Annotated in this window: 11 protein-coding genes and 2 tRNA genes; 5 read left to right on the forward strand and 8 right to left on the reverse strand. The window is 61.8% G+C overall.

Going from position 1 to position 14,879, the window contains the following annotated elements:
* The first annotated feature begins 43 nt into the window (after positions 1–43).
* Positions 44–2,584, forward strand: a complete 2,541-nt coding sequence (locus tag EP867_RS05515) for a penicillin-binding protein 1A (RefSeq protein WP_128487208.1) — start codon at positions 44–46, stop codon at positions 2,582–2,584.
* A 111-nt stretch (positions 2,585–2,695) separates the two neighbouring features.
* On the forward strand, positions 2,696–3,823 hold the full coding sequence (gene prfB / locus EP867_RS05520) for a peptide chain release factor 2 (protein WP_128487209.1): 1,128 nt from the start codon (positions 2,696–2,698) through the stop codon (positions 3,821–3,823).
* Between the two features lie 153 nt (positions 3,824–3,976).
* Here the strand turns inward: prfB and EP867_RS05525 are convergent, their stop codons facing one another.
* From EP867_RS05525 to EP867_RS05545, 5 genes are all read right to left on the reverse strand, one after another.
* Positions 3,977–4,456, reverse strand: a complete 480-nt coding sequence (locus EP867_RS05525) for a bactofilin family protein (RefSeq protein WP_128487210.1) — start codon at positions 4,454–4,456, stop codon at positions 3,977–3,979.
* Positions 4,446–5,786, reverse strand: a complete 1,341-nt coding sequence (locus EP867_RS05530) for a M23 family metallopeptidase (RefSeq protein ID WP_128487211.1) — start codon at positions 5,784–5,786, stop codon at positions 4,446–4,448. The genes EP867_RS05525 and EP867_RS05530 overlap by 11 nt, the downstream gene beginning before the upstream one ends.
* Positions 5,787–5,976: 190 nt before the next feature.
* The gene (locus EP867_RS05535; protein WP_128487212.1) at positions 5,977–6,582 is read right to left on the reverse strand and encodes a hypothetical protein; all 606 of its coding nucleotides are present in this window, start codon (positions 6,580–6,582) and stop codon (positions 5,977–5,979) included.
* Between the two features lie 23 nt (positions 6,583–6,605).
* Positions 6,606–7,424, reverse strand: a complete 819-nt coding sequence (locus EP867_RS05540; protein WP_128487213.1) for a ferritin-like domain-containing protein — start codon at positions 7,422–7,424, stop codon at positions 6,606–6,608.
* Between the two features lie 443 nt (positions 7,425–7,867).
* Positions 7,868–9,586, reverse strand: a complete 1,719-nt coding sequence (locus EP867_RS05545) for an alpha/beta fold hydrolase (RefSeq protein WP_128487214.1) — start codon at positions 9,584–9,586, stop codon at positions 7,868–7,870.
* A 136-nt stretch (positions 9,587–9,722) separates the two neighbouring features.
* Here EP867_RS05545 and EP867_RS05550 point away from each other — a divergent pair, with 136 nt between their 5' ends.
* Positions 9,723–10,382: a glutathione S-transferase family protein gene (locus tag EP867_RS05550; RefSeq protein WP_128487215.1), complete on the forward strand. Its 660-nt coding sequence runs from the start codon at positions 9,723–9,725 to the stop codon at positions 10,380–10,382.
* Positions 10,383–10,518: 136 nt separating this feature from the next.
* On the forward strand, positions 10,519–12,477 hold the full coding sequence (gene parE / locus EP867_RS05555) for a DNA topoisomerase IV subunit B (protein WP_128487216.1): 1,959 nt from the start codon (positions 10,519–10,521) through the stop codon (positions 12,475–12,477).
* A 157-nt stretch (positions 12,478–12,634) separates the two neighbouring features.
* Here parE and EP867_RS05560 read toward each other — a convergent pair.
* Positions 12,635–12,710: transfer RNA gene (locus EP867_RS05560), tRNA-Thr, on the reverse strand.
* A 277-nt stretch (positions 12,711–12,987) separates the two neighbouring features.
* Between EP867_RS05560 and EP867_RS19775 the strand changes: the two genes are divergently transcribed.
* Complete coding sequence (locus EP867_RS19775) at positions 12,988–13,161, forward strand: hypothetical protein (protein WP_164888774.1); 174 nt, start codon at positions 12,988–12,990, stop codon at positions 13,159–13,161.
* A 111-nt stretch (positions 13,162–13,272) separates the two neighbouring features.
* Here the strand turns inward: EP867_RS19775 and EP867_RS05565 are convergent.
* Positions 13,273–13,349: transfer RNA gene (locus EP867_RS05565), tRNA-His, on the reverse strand.
* Positions 13,350–13,525: 176 nt separating this feature from the next.
* Entirely contained in the window at positions 13,526–14,860 is a 1,335-nt protein-coding gene (gene tig / locus EP867_RS05570) for a trigger factor (RefSeq protein ID WP_128487217.1), read from the reverse strand.
* Positions 14,861–14,879 lie beyond the last annotated feature (19 nt).

Genomic DNA, 14,879 nt, shown 5'->3' on the forward strand with positions numbered 1-14,879 from the left:
GGGCGTGTAAAGGGGAGACTCGGACCACAAAGGACTCGGCGGCGTGATCAGATTCATTACCTCGTTCTTCGGGGCGATTTTCACATTCCTGACGCTGGGCGCTCTGATCGGTGTGCTCGCCGTGGGGGGTGTCCTTTGGTTTTATTCCCGCGATCTGCCCAGCCATGAATCGCTGGCGCAATATACCCCTGCCACCATCAGCCGGATCTATTCGACTGAGGGGCAGATCATTGATGAATTTGCGCATGAGCGCCGCCTTTACGTCCCCATTGAGGATGTGCCGGCCATCGTGAAACAGGCCTTTATCGCGGCAGAAGATCAGAACTTCTACACCCACAAAGGCTATGATGCCAAAGGCATGGCAGCCGCTTTCGTGGAAGCGGTGGTCAGCCGTGGTCAGCGGGTGCGCGGTGCATCGACCATCACCCAGCAGGTGATGAAGAACTTCCTTCTCGGCGGCGAGAAGACCGGCGAGCGCAAGATCAAAGAACTGATCCTTGCAACCCGCATTGAAGAGACGCTGTCGAAAGACAAGATCCTTGAACTTTATCTCAATGAGATCTTCCTCGGACAGAACTCTTATGGCGTGGCGGCTGCCGCGCAGACCTATTTCAATAAGCCGCTTCACGCCCTTGCGATTGAAGAGGCCGCGGTTCTGGCCTCGCTGCCGACGCAGCCGTCGAACTTCCACCCCGTCCGTGGCCGTGAAAAGCTGCTGGAGCGGCGCGCCTATGTGCTGCGCCGGATGATGGAAGACGGCTATATCACGCGCGTTCAGCACGATCAGGCCGTTCTGGCCCCGCTGCGGACCGTTCAGGGCGGGGATTATGTCTCTTTCCGTCAGGCGCTGCCGCCGCGTGATTACTTCACCGATGAAATCCGCCGTCAGCTGTCGTCGAGCTTTGGCGAGAAAGAGTTTTTCGGGGGTGGTCTGACTATCCGTGCCACCGTCGATCCGGAGTTGCAGCAGATCGCGGCGAAAGCTCTGCGCGACGGGCTTGAGAAATATGACCGGGGTCTGGGCATCTGGCGCGGCACCCGCAAGTCGCTTGAGCCTGCGGCACTTGCCTCAGAAGCCGGCTGGCGCGATGCGCTCGCGCGGCTGGAACTGCCGCGTGATGTCGAAGGCTGGTTCCCCGCCGTCGTGCTGGAACTGACCCGCAACACCGCCCGGATCGGCATTGAGGGGCAGGAGGGCGCGGATCATGAGATCCCGGCCGCCGATGTCACCTGGGCGCGCAAGCGCCTTGAGAACGGCCGTCTGGGACCGAAGGCCAAAGTGCCTGCCGATCTGCTTGAGGTCGGGGATGTGGTTCTGGTGCGCGCGGTCACCAAAGACGGGGCCTTCCAGCGCTGGTCGCTGCGTCAGGTGCCCGAGATCCAGGGCGCTTTCATGGCCATGGACGTCAACAACGGCCGCGTGATTTCCATGCAGGGCGGCTTCTCCTACCAGGATACCGTCTTTAACCGCGCCACCCAGGCCCAGCGTCAGCCGGGCTCGAGCTTCAAGCCCTTCGTTTACGCCGCCGCCCTCGACAATGGCTTCAGCCCCGCGACCATCGTCGTTGACGCGCCGATTGAGGTGAATACGCCCCAGGGGATCTGGAAGCCGAAGAACGCCTCCAACCGCTTCTATGGCCCGACCCCGGTGCGGACCGGGATTGAGCAGTCGCGCAACCTGATGACTGTGCGGATCGCGCAGGAAATCGGCATGGATGTCGTGGCCGAATATGCCGAACGCTTTGGCGTTTATAAGAACATGGGTCACTTCCTGTCGAACTCGCTCGGCTCGGAAGAGACCACGCTGGCCAAGATGGTCGCCGCCTATGCCATGTTCGCCAATGGTGGCGAGCGGGTGGAGCCGACGCTTGTGGACCGCGTGCAGGACCGCTGGGGCCGCACGATCTATCGCCACGATCAGCGCAAATGCGAGAACTGCTCGGTGGCGACGCTCGGGCGCGGTGAGGTGCCGAAGATTGACACCCGGCGTGAGCGGGTCATGGACCCGATCACCGCCTATCAGCTGACCTCGATGATGGAGGGCGTGGTGCTGCGCGGCACCGGGCGGGGCATTTCCGTCGGCGCGCCCGTGGCGGGTAAAACCGGTACGACCAATGACGCGAAAGACGTCTGGTTCGTCGGCTATACCTCAAATATCGCGGCGGGCTGCTACATCGGCTATGACACCCCGCGCAGCCTTGGCTCGGCCTCGGGCGGCGGCATGTGTGGTCCGGTTTTCCAGGCCTTCATGCGCGAAGCGGTGAAGAAATACGGCAGCGGCAAATTCAAAGTACCGCCGGGGGGCTATTGGGTCAAAATCGACCGCCACACCGGCATGCGCCTTGATGACAGCGCCAGCGGCGAGAATGTGATCTCGGAATACTTCCGCGAAGGTCAGGAAGACCTTTACGGCTTTGGCTCTTTCGTCGACGGCGGTTTCGCCATGGGCTCGAACCTGCCGCTTTTCGCCTATGGTGAAAGCGATGGCAGCGACACGACCACCATGACGACCGCCACCGGTGAGACGAGGGCGATCCCGAAAAAGGCTGATTTCGGAACCGTTTCCTCGGGCGGCCTTTATTAAACCTGGTGCCGCAGCCCGGGCAGAGGCCTGGCTTGCGGCATCTGAAACGCTTGCTCTCAGGCTCCGATGGTGTATTTCGGGGCCTGACCTTTTCGTTGTGGAAGAACCCCTGTGCGCGCCGAAACTCAGAACCATGTCTCTGCCATCGAGAAATCGCTGAAGCTTCTTGCGCAGCGGATGGACTGGGAAACTGCTCCGCATCGTCTGGAGGAATTCGACGCTCTGATCGAAGCTCCGGATCTGTGGAACGATCCCGCCAAGGCCCAGAAACTGATGCGCGAGCGTCAGGCGCTGATCGATGCCGTGGCCACCTACAAGCGCATCGAGGCCGGGCTGAAAGACAATGTCGAGCTGATCGAGCTTGGCGAGATGGAAGATGATGAAGAGATCATCCGTGAGGCGGAAGCCGCGCTGAAAGACCTCGTCGCGGATGCTGCTGAGAAAGAGCTTGAAGCGCTTCTCGACGGCGAAGCCGACAGCAACGACACCTTCCTCGAGATCAACGCCGGGGCAGGTGGGACGGAGAGCTGTGACTGGGCCTCGATCCTTGCCCGGATGTATGTCCGCTGGGCGGAGAAAAAGGGATATACGGTCGAGCTTCAGTCGGAAACTGCGGGCGATGAAGCGGGCATCCGTTCGGTCGCTTATAAGATTTCGGGTCACAATGCCTATGGCTGGCTGAAGTCGGAATCGGGCGTGCACCGTCTGGTCCGCATCTCGCCGTTCGATTCGGCAGCGCGTCGTCACACCTCCTTCTCCTCGGTCTGGGTTTACCCGGTCGTCGACGACAACATCGAGATCGTGATCCCCGACAATGAGATCCGTATCGACACCTACCGCTCCTCGGGCGCGGGTGGTCAGCACGTGAACACCACCGACTCGGCAGTGCGGATTACCCACTTGCCGACCAATATCGTCGTAACCTCTTCGATGAAGTCGCAGCACCAGAACCGTGAAGCGGCGATGAACGCGCTGAAGGCCCGTCTTTACCAGATGGAGCTCGATCGCCGGAACGCCGCCGTCAACGCCCAGCACGCCTCTAAGGGCGATGCCGGCTGGGGCAACCAGATCCGCTCCTATGTTCTGCAGCCCTATCAGATGGTGAAAGATCTGCGCACCGGGGTGGAAACCTCGGACACCCAAGGGGTGCTGGACGGCGATCTCGATCAGTTCATGGCGGCCACGCTGGCTCAGGACGTGGTCGGCAAGACCCGCGCAGAGGCGCAGGGCGAAGATTGATCTGACCGGGCCTCTCAGGCGCGTTGAGAGCAAAAGCCCCGCCGGGAACGGCGGGGTTTTTTGCACCGTGACCTGATCGCGGTGTTCCGGCGGCAGGCAAAGAAAAGCCCCCGTGCCATGGGCAGGGGGCCTTTGAAACGCAAAGCTGCCGGATCAGCCGGGCACGAAGCCCGAACCGCTGGCACCGGTTTGAAGCGGATCGTCCTGACGCTGGACCGAACCCTCAAAATGCGCGCCGCTTTCGATGGCGATGGTTTTGTGGACGATGTCCCCCTCAACACGCGCGGTCGAGGTCAGGCGCACTTTCAGACCGCGCACGCGGCCAATAACGCGGCCGTTGATGACGATGTCATCTGCCACGATCTCGCCGCGGATCGTGGCGCTTTCGCCCACGGTCAGCAGATGGGCGCGGATATCGCCCTCAACCACGCCCTCGACCTGAATGTCGCCGGTGGTTTTCAGATTGCCCACCACCGTCAGATCGGCGGACAGGATCGATGCTGCCGGCTTGGAGCGCGGAGCGCCGCCGGGATAGGTCGTCTGGGGAGCGCCGCTGGCAGCCATATCGGTCGATTTCTTCTCAGGCTCGGTCGACTTGGGGCCGGGCTCATTAATCCTGGATTTAGAAAACATCACTCGCTGCCTTGATGTAAGTCATCGGATTTGTGGGTCGTCCGTTCACATGCACTTCGTAATGCAAATGGTTGCCGGTAGACCGCCCAGTACTGCCCATATCACCGATTCTGTCCCCGCGCGAGACTGTTTGTCCGGTTTTGACCCGGATTTGGGACAGATGCGCATAGAGAGTTTCGACGCCAAAGGCGTGGCGGATCACCACCGTATTTCCATAGCCGCCCTGCCAGCCGGCCTTGATAACCGTGCCGTCACCTGCGGCACTGATCGGCGTGCCGCGCGGCCCGGCGAAATCGGTGCCCGAGTGCATCCGGCGTCCCGCACCTTTGGGATCCCGGCGATAGCCGAAAGGCGAGGTGAAGCGGAAATTGCCGCGCACCGGCATGGCGAAGGGCAGTTTGGAGGCGGCGATTTTATAAAGCGCCATGCGGTCCAGGCCTTCGAGGATGGCATTGGCCCGGTCTTCATCCTCCGAGATCTCATGGCCGCGCGTCGAGATCCGGAGTGCCCCTAAAGGGCCGCCCTGTCCCGAATAGCCGGAGCGGATCGAGCGCAGCACATCATCCGGTTTCAACCCCGCGTTGCGGAACATCCGGTTCAGAGGCTCCATCGAGACGGTGACGGCCTCTTCGAGGCGGCGGAAAATCTGATCGTTGCGCTGCTCGAGCTTTTTCTTTTCCTCGGCAACAGTGCGCACATCGGCGCGCGCTTCTTCGGCCGTGGTGACCATCAGATCGCGCTGCAGGGCGGTCGACGAAAGGGTCGAGGCCAGCATATCAAGCGTGGCCTCGCTTTCGCGGGCGCGGTCTTCGGGCGAAATGCCGTCGCCGCCCTGGGCCACCAGATCGGTCTGCAGCGCGGCCACTTCCGCCCGCGCCTCATCGCGCTCGCGCAGGGTGCGGCGCAGAGTGTGCTGCACGACATCAAGACCGGTCTCGACCTCTTTGCGGCGGTCCTCGCTGGCCAGCAGCAGGCTTTGCATCTCAGAGACTTTGGAGAGCGCCTGGTTGAATCGTTCCTGCGCCCGGATCGCTTCAAGCGCGCGCTCATCGCGTTCCCGCGACAGGCTGTCGAGACGACGCTCCAGATCTGCGACCGAGCGTTCAACCTGCTCGCGGGCATTTCCGGCGCTCAGGTGGTCAATCATTACGATGGAGGTGGCGGTGATCATCCAGCCCACGGCAGCCACCGAGACCGCCAGGATGGCGGCCTGGGTCAGCGGGCGAAACCGAATGAACCGCGTGTCGCGGTCCGACTTCAGGAAAAGCCGTTGTTCAGGGAACCGCTGCTCGAGGGCATGGTTCACCCGTTGCAAAAGGCGTTGCGGCATTGGCCGGCAGTCTCCGTCTGACAGGCGCTGGTGCCGCGCCCGGTTCCGTCCCGGCCTGCCGCCTGCGGCATGACCTCTCCCCGGCGAAGATTTACCCGCGCCCTCCGTCCTGGTGCAACCGCTTTAGGGTCACAGAGACCGGCAGAGGGCAGGATGCTGCCGATTCAGGCAGGAACCCGCCGAAGCAAGTTCAGGTTGTGAGAGCGCGGTCGGGGTTCAGGGCTTCGATTTCCGCGATGCGGAGTGTGGCTGCGTTCAAAGCTTTTGCCGCCAGAAATTCGATATCGATTGCCTCGTTCCACTCCAGGCCACGGCGCGGACCCAGCATCATCTTTTGGTCCGTCTGCGAAATACGGCTATGTGCGGTCCTGAGAATTGCATCGATTTCGGAAACTGGCTGGCTGACTGCTGGTACGCATTGCGCTACAACACAACCGACAAAGCCTGCGTTCAACGGCGGAGGCCGGAGGGCTTCATGATATCTATGACTGCGGAGTTTGGTGTACTTAGGGATTTCCTTTAGAATAACGTGCAGCGTCTCGAGTTCTCTGCGAAAGCTCAGATAGTGGTTCCGACGGTGCTGGCCCTCGCCTTGGCGCAGTTGCATGTAAGCGATCATCAGTCCGCCACCAGCGACAGTCCCGGCAATTAGCGTCTGATACCTGTTCAACCAATATTCAAACGCCCCATGGGGTTGCCGCTCGTTATGCGGCACCTCCCACACGCCGCCGATCAGCACACCCAGCATCAGTGCCGCCAGAACGATAAACCCCCAGACGGCGCTGTGCGGTTTCAAGTCCTCTCCCCGATTCCCTCGCCTTAAAGTTGCCCTGCTTCATCCGCCAGGGGCCAGTAGAAATCCGGGGGCAGGCCCGCTTCCGCGCGCTTTTCCTCATTGAAGGGGGGCTTCAGCTGGCCGTGGAAATAGCGCCGCACGAGGGCGTGGAAGACATCCTTCGGGTCCTCATTCGTGCGCCCGCACATGAAGTTAAACCACTTTGAGCCATAGGCCACATGGCCGACTTCTTCGGCATAGATGACCTCAAGGGCCGCTGCCGCGCCCTCATCGCCCGCCTTGCGAAAAACCTCGAGCATCTGGGGCGTCACATCAAGGCCGCGGGCTTCCAGCACCATCGGCACCACGGCAAGGCGGCCCAGAAAATCATCCCGCGTGTCGGCTGCGGCCTGCCACATGCCGGCATGGGCGGGCAGGGCGCCGTAATGGCTGCCATGGGCCTCGAGGCAATCACAGAGCAGGTTGAAATGCTTGCACTCTTCGTCGGCCGCTTTCACCCAGTCATCGTAAAAACCCGGCGGCATCGGGATATGGGTGAAGCGGGCGATGATGTCCCAATGCAGATCGACGGCGTTCAGCTCAATATGGGCCACCGCATGCAAAAGCGCGAGGCGTCCGGCCAGCGTCCCGGTGCGGCGGCGCGGCATATCGCGCGGCGCCAGCAGTTCCGGCAGCGCGGGGCGGGCAGGGCGGTCGGGCGGCGTGGCGCTGCCGATCTCCAGCGGCTGACCGGCAGCGCGGGAGGCGAACCACTCTGCGGCATAGCGCCGTCCAAGCGCGGTCTTCCCGCGTCCGTCGGCGGTGTTCAGAACCTCAACGGCCATTTCTGCCAGGGTTTTCATCCGGATCTCCCCTTTGATTTCGCCTCAGCGATAGCGCTCTGTCGCGGAAGTGGGAAGACCGATGCACAGGTCGGTGGCCCCCTGGGGAGGGGCCACCGACCTGTTTAACAGGGCCACTGGTTACCATACGAGGGTTGCCAACGGCATAAGCCTATCCTGTGTGAGCGCGGCGCATATACCCGGTTCGGGGTAAACTGCTGCCTCGCGGGGCGCTGGCGCGGCGCGGGGGCAGAGATGAAAAAAGGGTGATGGAAACAGCTTCCATCACCCCGTTTTTTGAAAAATAGTCATATGAATAGCGCTGACGAAGGTCTTGGCTCTATTGCTTCAATTTGCCGCAGATGGGGTCAGGGGACATACCCCATACGGAGTAATACAGGCCATTTTTTGCCGGTATTTGCAGAAATCTGCGCCTGTTTATGCCGATCTGCGGCTCGCAGACATCACGGGTGAGTGATCTTATGGCGCAGGGCGTCAAGCGCGCTGAAGACTTCCTGCCAGTGGGTGAACATCAGCAGATGGCCGGCCTGGGGGATCTGCTGCACGCGCACCTCTCTGCCTGTGCGCAGCGGATGGGTCAGGGCGCCGGGAGGGGCGAAGGGATCCTCGCTGCCCTGAAGAAGCGTCAGCGGAACCTGGCTTTGTGACAAAAGGCTGCCCCAGTCGCTTTCGGTGCCGCAAAGCCCCCGGGCCAGCGCCGCGGCCCCGCAGAGCTCATTGTACAGAAGGCTCTGCGCCAGTCCGGCCTGCATCGCTGCGCGCATCTCAGGATCAGTTGCCACAATCCGGTCAGGGCCCTGGGCGCAGAGGGCTGCCTGTGGCAGGCTGCGCCGCGCCGCCCGGGACAGCATCGCCCGGGCCACGAGCGGCATCAGCCCCGGCGTAAAGCGCGCGTTCGATCTGAGCCAGCCCGGCCAGCCGCTCAGGGAGGCCGCCTCATGGGCGTCATGAAGCGGAAGGAGCGGCGCAGCCCCGAGGACAGCCGCCACAAGATCCGGCCGGCGGTGCGCCAGATGCAGCGCGAAGCGCAGATCGCCGCCCATGCTGAGCACGATCACCTCAGTCAGGCCGAGCGTGTCGAGCAGGGCGGCAAGATCGGCGCTGACCCCTTCGACCGCATCTGCCCCCTCGGGCAGTGGACTGCTCGCGCCATAGCCAGCGCGCAGGGGCACGAGGATTCGCAGCCCCCGCGCCGCCGCCGCTGCCTCTGCCCGCGCGGGTAACCGGGTCAGCCCCCAGTCCGAGTGCAGATAAAGGACCGCGACGCCTTTGGGATCACCGAACTCCAGATAATCCATCCGCCGTCCGGCGCTCAGCCGCAGAGAGGTGGAGAGCCGGGGAAGCGCTGCCGTGCTTTCCGGCTGCGCCAGGCGGTCCTCGGGCAGGCAGGCGCCCTGTAAAAGGGTCAGCGCAACCCGCACCAGATCGCTTTGACCATGGGTTTCGGTCTTGGTCAGGATGGTGCGCAGCTGGGTGCGGACCGTCTCGGCAGAGCGGCCCCGCTGTTCGGCGATCTCGGTCAGGCTTTGTCCGCGACTGATGGCGCGGGTGATATCCACTTCAGCCGGCGAGAGGCCAAAGGCCGCGCGCAGGCTGCGGGTCAGACCCTCGGTCCAGTTCAGTTCCGACGTCACGATCAGCGCGAGTGGCGACAGGGCGGCGCCCGGGGACTTCGAGACGCGGCAGATCAAAAGCCCGCCGCTGCCCTGATGACGAAGCCGAAGGGTGATCGGCCCCTCCATGCGGCCTTCCGCGACCAGACGGGTCATCTGCCGCAGCTTATTGAGATCTGCGCCATCGAGGGGCAGGCGGGAGATCCCGGCCCCGTCATAAAGGGCGAGCGTGTCCATGGCCGCAGGATTGACCTTTGCAATCTGCGGCCCGCCATCTGCCAAAAAGGCGGCAACTGCGGGGTAGAGATCAAGGACGCACTGGTCCGCCCCCCCGACTGAACAGCGGTCCAGAAGCTCGGCTGCGAGCGCGAAATGAGCCTCCGGCCAGGAGCGGGCCCCGGGGGGCAAAAGCCGCTGAGGTGCGGCCCAGGTCTCCCAAAGGCTCAGAAAAGAGGCCAGCCCCTCAGGGCGTGCCGCCAGATCGTAAAGGGCATGCAGGATCTCTTGCGCAAGAGAGGCTGCCTGTGCTGGACCTCCCGCTTCATTCATGCTCCAAATCCGCCTGATATTGCTAAGGGGCAAACCCAGAGTGCCGCTGTAGTCGTCATCTGGCAATCCTGCATTGATCGTGAATTTCTACCTATAGTTGAATTTTAATCACCACGAAGAGAGGGAGAGACGAAATATGATCCGCCTGTACGGAGTCGCGCGTTCACGGGCCACGCGCCCGCTTTGGGTTCTTTATGAAACAGGGATGGCGTTTGAGCAGATCCCTGTCGTGCAGGCTTATCGGCTGGCCGACCCGCTGGCGGCCGATGCGCCGCTGAACACGGCCTCCCCGGAGTTTCTCGCCGTCAACGCCCAGGGGCTGGTTCCGGCTTTGCGCGACGGGGATCTGGTGATGACTGAATCGCTGGCCATCAGCTGGTATCTGGCGCGGGCCTATGGCGGCGATCTCGCCCCGCAGACGCCGCAGGAAGAAGCGATGGCGCTCCAATGGGCCTTCGTGGGCGGCACCGCTGTTGAGGATGCCGGTCTCAGGATTACAAAGGCCATCACCGCAGATGGCTATGAGGCCGCGATGCAGCAGCCTGCCGTTCAGGCGGATATCGCTGCGCTGCGTCGCCCCTTCGCGCTGATTGAAGCGGGGCTTGAGGGGCGGGACTGGCTGCTGGGCGCGCGCTTTACGGTTGCAGACATCATGCTGGCAGAATGCGTGCGCTACGCACAGCCGGCAAAGGATCTGCTGGCTGACTATCCGCGCCTTTCCGCCTGGCTGGCGCGTGCGCAAAACCGTCCGGCTTTCGCCAGAGTGATGGCCGATCGCGCCGCCGAACCCGCCTGAGCCGGAGGCGGTGATCCGCCCGCGCTGCATGGTCGCGGCGCGGGCGGACGGCTTTCGCAGGGATGCGACCTTGCGAGCGGCGGCGCAGAGTGGTCTATTGCGGCCTTAAGAAACCAATCGAGCGTGCAGGGTATTTATGTCCGACCTTCTGAACCAACAGCCCGAGACTTATGACGCCTCTTCGATTGAGGTGCTTGAGGGGCTTGAGGCGGTCCGCAAGCGCCCGGGCATGTATATCGGTGGCACCGATGAACGTGCGCTTCACCATATGGTGGCGGAAATCCTCGACAACTCGATGGACGAGGCCGTGGCCGGTCACGCCACCCGCATTGAGGTCGAGCTGCATGAGGACGGCTCGGTCACCGTGCGCGACAACGGGCGCGGCATCCCGGTCGATCCCCATCCGAAATTCCCCGATAAATCCGCGCTGGAGGTGATCCTCTGCACCCTGCACGCGGGCGGCAAATTCTCAAACAAAGCCTATTCGACTTCGGGCGGCCTGAACGGCGTGGGCTCATCGGTCGTTAACGCATTGTCGGATCTGATGCGGGTGGAGGTGGCGCGCAACCGCGAGCTTTTCGTCCAGGAATTCAGCCGCGGTAAACCGAAGGGTCCGGTGGCAAAAGTGGGCTCCGCCCCGAACCGCCGCGGCACGGCGGTCACCTTCCACGCGGACCCTGAGATCTTCGGGAGCCAGCATCTGAAGCCTGCGCGGCTTTACAAGATGGTGCGCTCAAAAGCCTATCTTTTCTCAGGCGTTGAGATCCGCTGGAAAACGGCCGTCAATGACGGCGAGACGCCGCTTGAGGCGACGTTCCATTATCCCGGCGGTCTGGCGCAATATCTCGTCGAGAGCATGGGCAATACCATGACCTATGCCGAGAAGCCCTTTGCCGGCAAAGTCTCTTTTGAAGAGAAATACGGCGTGCCGGGCTCAGTGGAATGGGCGGTGAACTGGACGCCGATGCGCGACGGCTTCATTCATTCCTACACCAATACCGTGCCGACGCCTGATGGCGGCACCCATGAATCGGGCTTCTGGGCAGCGATCTACAAAGGCGTGCGGGCCTACGGCGAGCTGATCAAGAACCGCAAAGCCGAGCTGATCACCCGGGATGATCTGATGACCGGCGGCTGTGCGCTGTTGTCGATCTTTATCCGTGAGCCGAGCTTCGTGGGCCAGACCAAGGACCGTCTGTCGACCGAAGAAGCGGCGAAATGGGTCGAAGGCGCTGTGCGCGATCACTTCGACAACTGGCTGGCGGCCGATCCGAAATCGGCAGGCGCGATCATGGACTTCCTGGTCCTGCGCGCCGAAGAGCGCCTGCGCCGCCGTCAGGAAAAAGAGACGCAACGCAAATCAGCCACCAAACGTCTGCGCCTGCCGGGGAAACTTGTCGACTGCTCGGCCACCAACCGCGAAGGCACGGAGCTGTTCATCGTCGAGGGCGACTCGGCGGGCGGCTCGGCCAAAATGGCGCGGGATCGTCACAAACAGGCCGTGATGCCCATCCGTGGCAAGATCCTGAACGTCCTTGGTGCGGCGGGCGCAAAGCTCGGCTCCAACCAGGAAATCAGCGATCTTTGTCAGGCGCTTGGCGTGCAGATGGGGTCGAAATTCAATGCTGAGGATCTGCGCTACGACAAGATCGTCATCATGACCGATGCGGATGTCGACGGCGCGCATATCGCCTCGCTGCTGATGACCTTTTTCTTCACCCAGATGCGCCCGCTGATCGACAAGGGGCACCTCTATCTGGCCTGTCCGCCGCTTTTCCGGCTCACCCAGGGCGCGCGCCGCGTCTATTGCATCGATGAGGCCGAGAAGAACGAATGGCTGAAAAAGGGCCTGGGCGGCAAGGGTAAGATCGAAGTGAGCCGCTTTAAGGGCCTTGGAGAAATGGACGCCAAGGACCTGAAAGAGACCACCATGAGCCCGGCCACGCGCCAGCTGATCCGCGTGACCATCGATGAGGATGCCCCCGGCGAAACCGGCGATCTGGTCGAACGTCTGATGGGGAAAAAGCCGGAATTGCGCTTCCAGTATATCCAGGAGAATGCCCGCTTCGTCGATGCCGAAGACGTCGATGTCTGAGGCTCTCTGAAGACCGGTCTGCAAAGCCCCGCCCTCACCGGCGGGGCTTTTTCATGGGCGCATTACATCAGGAGATCCGGTGCGCGGTCTGCGCCGGCTCCAAACGGCCAAAGAGCCGCTGCGGAACGGGGACTGCGGCTGGCGATGTGGTGAAAGCTGGTGCCCCCAGACGGAATCGAACCGCCGACCTTCTGATTACAAATCAGTTGCTCTACCTGCTGAGCTATAGGGGCACGAGGACTGGATAGCGCCAGCGAAGCTGCAGGTAAAGCCATTTTGCGAAAAAATTCCGTCCGTTAACCCATCCCGGACCGCATGATGCTACCTGAAGAGGAGGGAGGTCAGTCGCCTGTCGGGCATTTGCGTTATGCGCGAATATCTATACCAATGCACAACCTTAGGTATAAATTTTTCGTTGTTTTAAGGGGCGGGATTTGGTTTCGTGGGGACAGACAAATCATTTTCTTTCTTTTTCTTTTCAGCCCCGAACCTGAATTTTCGGAGAGGACTATGCCAGAGATCCGTTTCTTTGAATGTTCCTGTGGTCACAAGCTGCGCTTCGGCTCAGCCAGATGTGGGTGGTGTTATGAACGAACCACCCTCGTCAATCGCCGTGAGTTCTGGCTGGCCTCCGGCCTCGGTCTGGGTGTCAGCGCCTTTGCCCTGTTTGCCGCGCTGAACTGACGACGCCGGCTTCGGGCAGGGCAGCCGGAGGGCGCGCCGGCCATGGACCTTCTGCCGGTGGCAGACGCAAAAGAAAACGGCCCGCTGCGAAAGCAACGGGCCGTTTTCTTCTGGTACCGCCTCCCCGGCTCGAACGGGGGACCTCCGGATCCACAATCCGGCGCTCTAACCAACTGAGCTAAGGCGGCACTGAGGGCTGTTTAGCCTCAGCGGCGGGGGGATGCAAGAGCAACTTGTGGAAATTCAGGGCTGACTGTCAAAATTCCTGCCTGAAGAACCGGCGATAACCTTCTGAGACAGAAAGAAAAACGGCACCGCAATCGCGGTGCCGTTTCCCTTAAACCGGATCTGCCGGAAAGGCGGATCAGAGTTCGTCCAGAGCTTCAACAGCTTTGGTCAGATCGTCTTTCGAGACTTCTTTGTCAGCGACTTTGGCAGCCGAGAGGATGTGGTCAACGACCTTGTCCTCGAAGATCGGTGCGCGCAGCTGCTGCTGAGCCTGCGGGTTCTTCTGGATGAATTCGAAGAACTGACGCTCCTGGCCCGGGTACTGACGTGCCTGGTTCAGAACGGCCTGGGTCAGCTCTGCATCGGTGACCTGAACGTCGGCTTTGCGGCCGATTTCAGCGAGCAGGAGGCCCAGACGCACGCGGCGCTCAGCGAGAGCTTTGTGCTCGTCCGAAACTTCGATCGCACCGTGGTTGTGATCGTGGACGTGCGGGTTCTCTTCGTGCCAGAGCTGGTGAGCGATCTGGTTGGCTTCGGCTTCCACCAGCGAGGGCGGCAGGTCGAATTTCACCAGAGCGTCGAGCTGGTCGAGCAGGCCACGCTTCAGCACAGCGCGCGACGCGCCGGTGTATTCAGCTTCCAGGCGCTCAGCGACCTGTTTTTTCAGCGCTTCGAGCGACTCGGCACCGAATTTGGTGGCCAGTTCGTCGTTGATCTCAGCTTCTTTCGCAGTCTTCACCGCCTTCACGGTGCAGGCGAAAACAGCGGCTTTGCCAGCGAGGTGCTGTGCGCCGTAGTTTTCCGGGAAGGAAACGTTCACGGCAACTTCGTCACCGGCTTTTGCGCCGACGAGCTGCTCTTCGAAGCCCGGAATGAACGAGCCCGAACCCAGGGTCAGCGGGTAGTCTTCGCCGGCGCCGCCTTCGAATTCCACGCCGTCGATCGAGCCTTTGAAGTCGATGACAACCTGATCGCCATTGGCGGCCGCGGTGCCCTCAGCAGCGTCTTCAAAGTTTTTCGCCGATTTCGCGAGGTTCGCGAGAGCCTCGTCGATGGCTGCGTCGTCAGCTTTGACAACCAGACGCTCCAGCGAAACGCCCGAGAGATCTGCTTCCGGGATTTCCGGCAGAGCTTCATAGGTCATCGAAACAACCAGCTCATCGCCTTCTTTCCAGGTTTCGCCGTTCTGCATCTCGACTTTCGGCTGCAGAGCCGGACGGTCACCCGATTTCTCGAAGTGCTCGTTCATGGCGGCGTCGATGGCATCCTGCATCGCATCGCCAAGCAGACGCTGGCCGAACTGCTTGCGCAGAATCGCCATCGGTACTTTGCCCTTACGGAAACCTTTGACCTCGACGTCGGGCTGGGCTTCGAGCAGTTTCGCCTCGACCTTCGCGTCGAGTTCAGCCGCGGTCACGGTGATCGTGTAGCCGCGCTTCAGGCCTTCATTCAGGGTCTCAGTGACCTGCATGGTGCGTCCTTCTATATCC

This window comes from Falsigemmobacter intermedius (assembly GCF_004054105.1).
Classification (GTDB): Bacteria; Pseudomonadota; Alphaproteobacteria; order Rhodobacterales; family Rhodobacteraceae; genus Wagnerdoeblera; species Wagnerdoeblera intermedia.

What these genes read in the sequence shown, in the direction of transcription:
- EP867_RS05545 (WP_128487214.1), bottom strand. Translation starts at nt 9,586, where the DNA reads ATGAATGAAGCGGGAGGTCCAGCACAGGCAGCCTCTCTTGCGCAAGAG.
- EP867_RS05525 (WP_128487210.1), bottom strand. Translation starts at nt 4,456, where the DNA reads ATGTTTTCTAAATCCAGGATTAATGAGCCCGGCCCCAAGTCGACCGAG.
- EP867_RS05540 (WP_128487213.1), bottom strand. Translation starts at nt 7,424, where the DNA reads ATGAAAACCCTGGCAGAAATGGCCGTTGAGGTTCTGAACACCGCCGAC.
- EP867_RS05550 (WP_128487215.1), top strand. Translation starts at nt 9,723, where the DNA reads ATGATCCGCCTGTACGGAGTCGCGCGTTCACGGGCCACGCGCCCGCTT.
- EP867_RS05530 (WP_128487211.1), bottom strand. Translation starts at nt 5,786, where the DNA reads ATGCCGCAACGCCTTTTGCAACGGGTGAACCATGCCCTCGAGCAGCGG.
- parE (WP_128487216.1), top strand. Translation starts at nt 10,519, where the DNA reads ATGTCCGACCTTCTGAACCAACAGCCCGAGACTTATGACGCCTCTTCG.
- EP867_RS19775 (WP_164888774.1), top strand. Translation starts at nt 12,988, where the DNA reads ATGCCAGAGATCCGTTTCTTTGAATGTTCCTGTGGTCACAAGCTGCGC.
- tig (WP_128487217.1), bottom strand. Translation starts at nt 14,860, where the DNA reads ATGCAGGTCACTGAGACCCTGAATGAAGGCCTGAAGCGCGGCTACACG.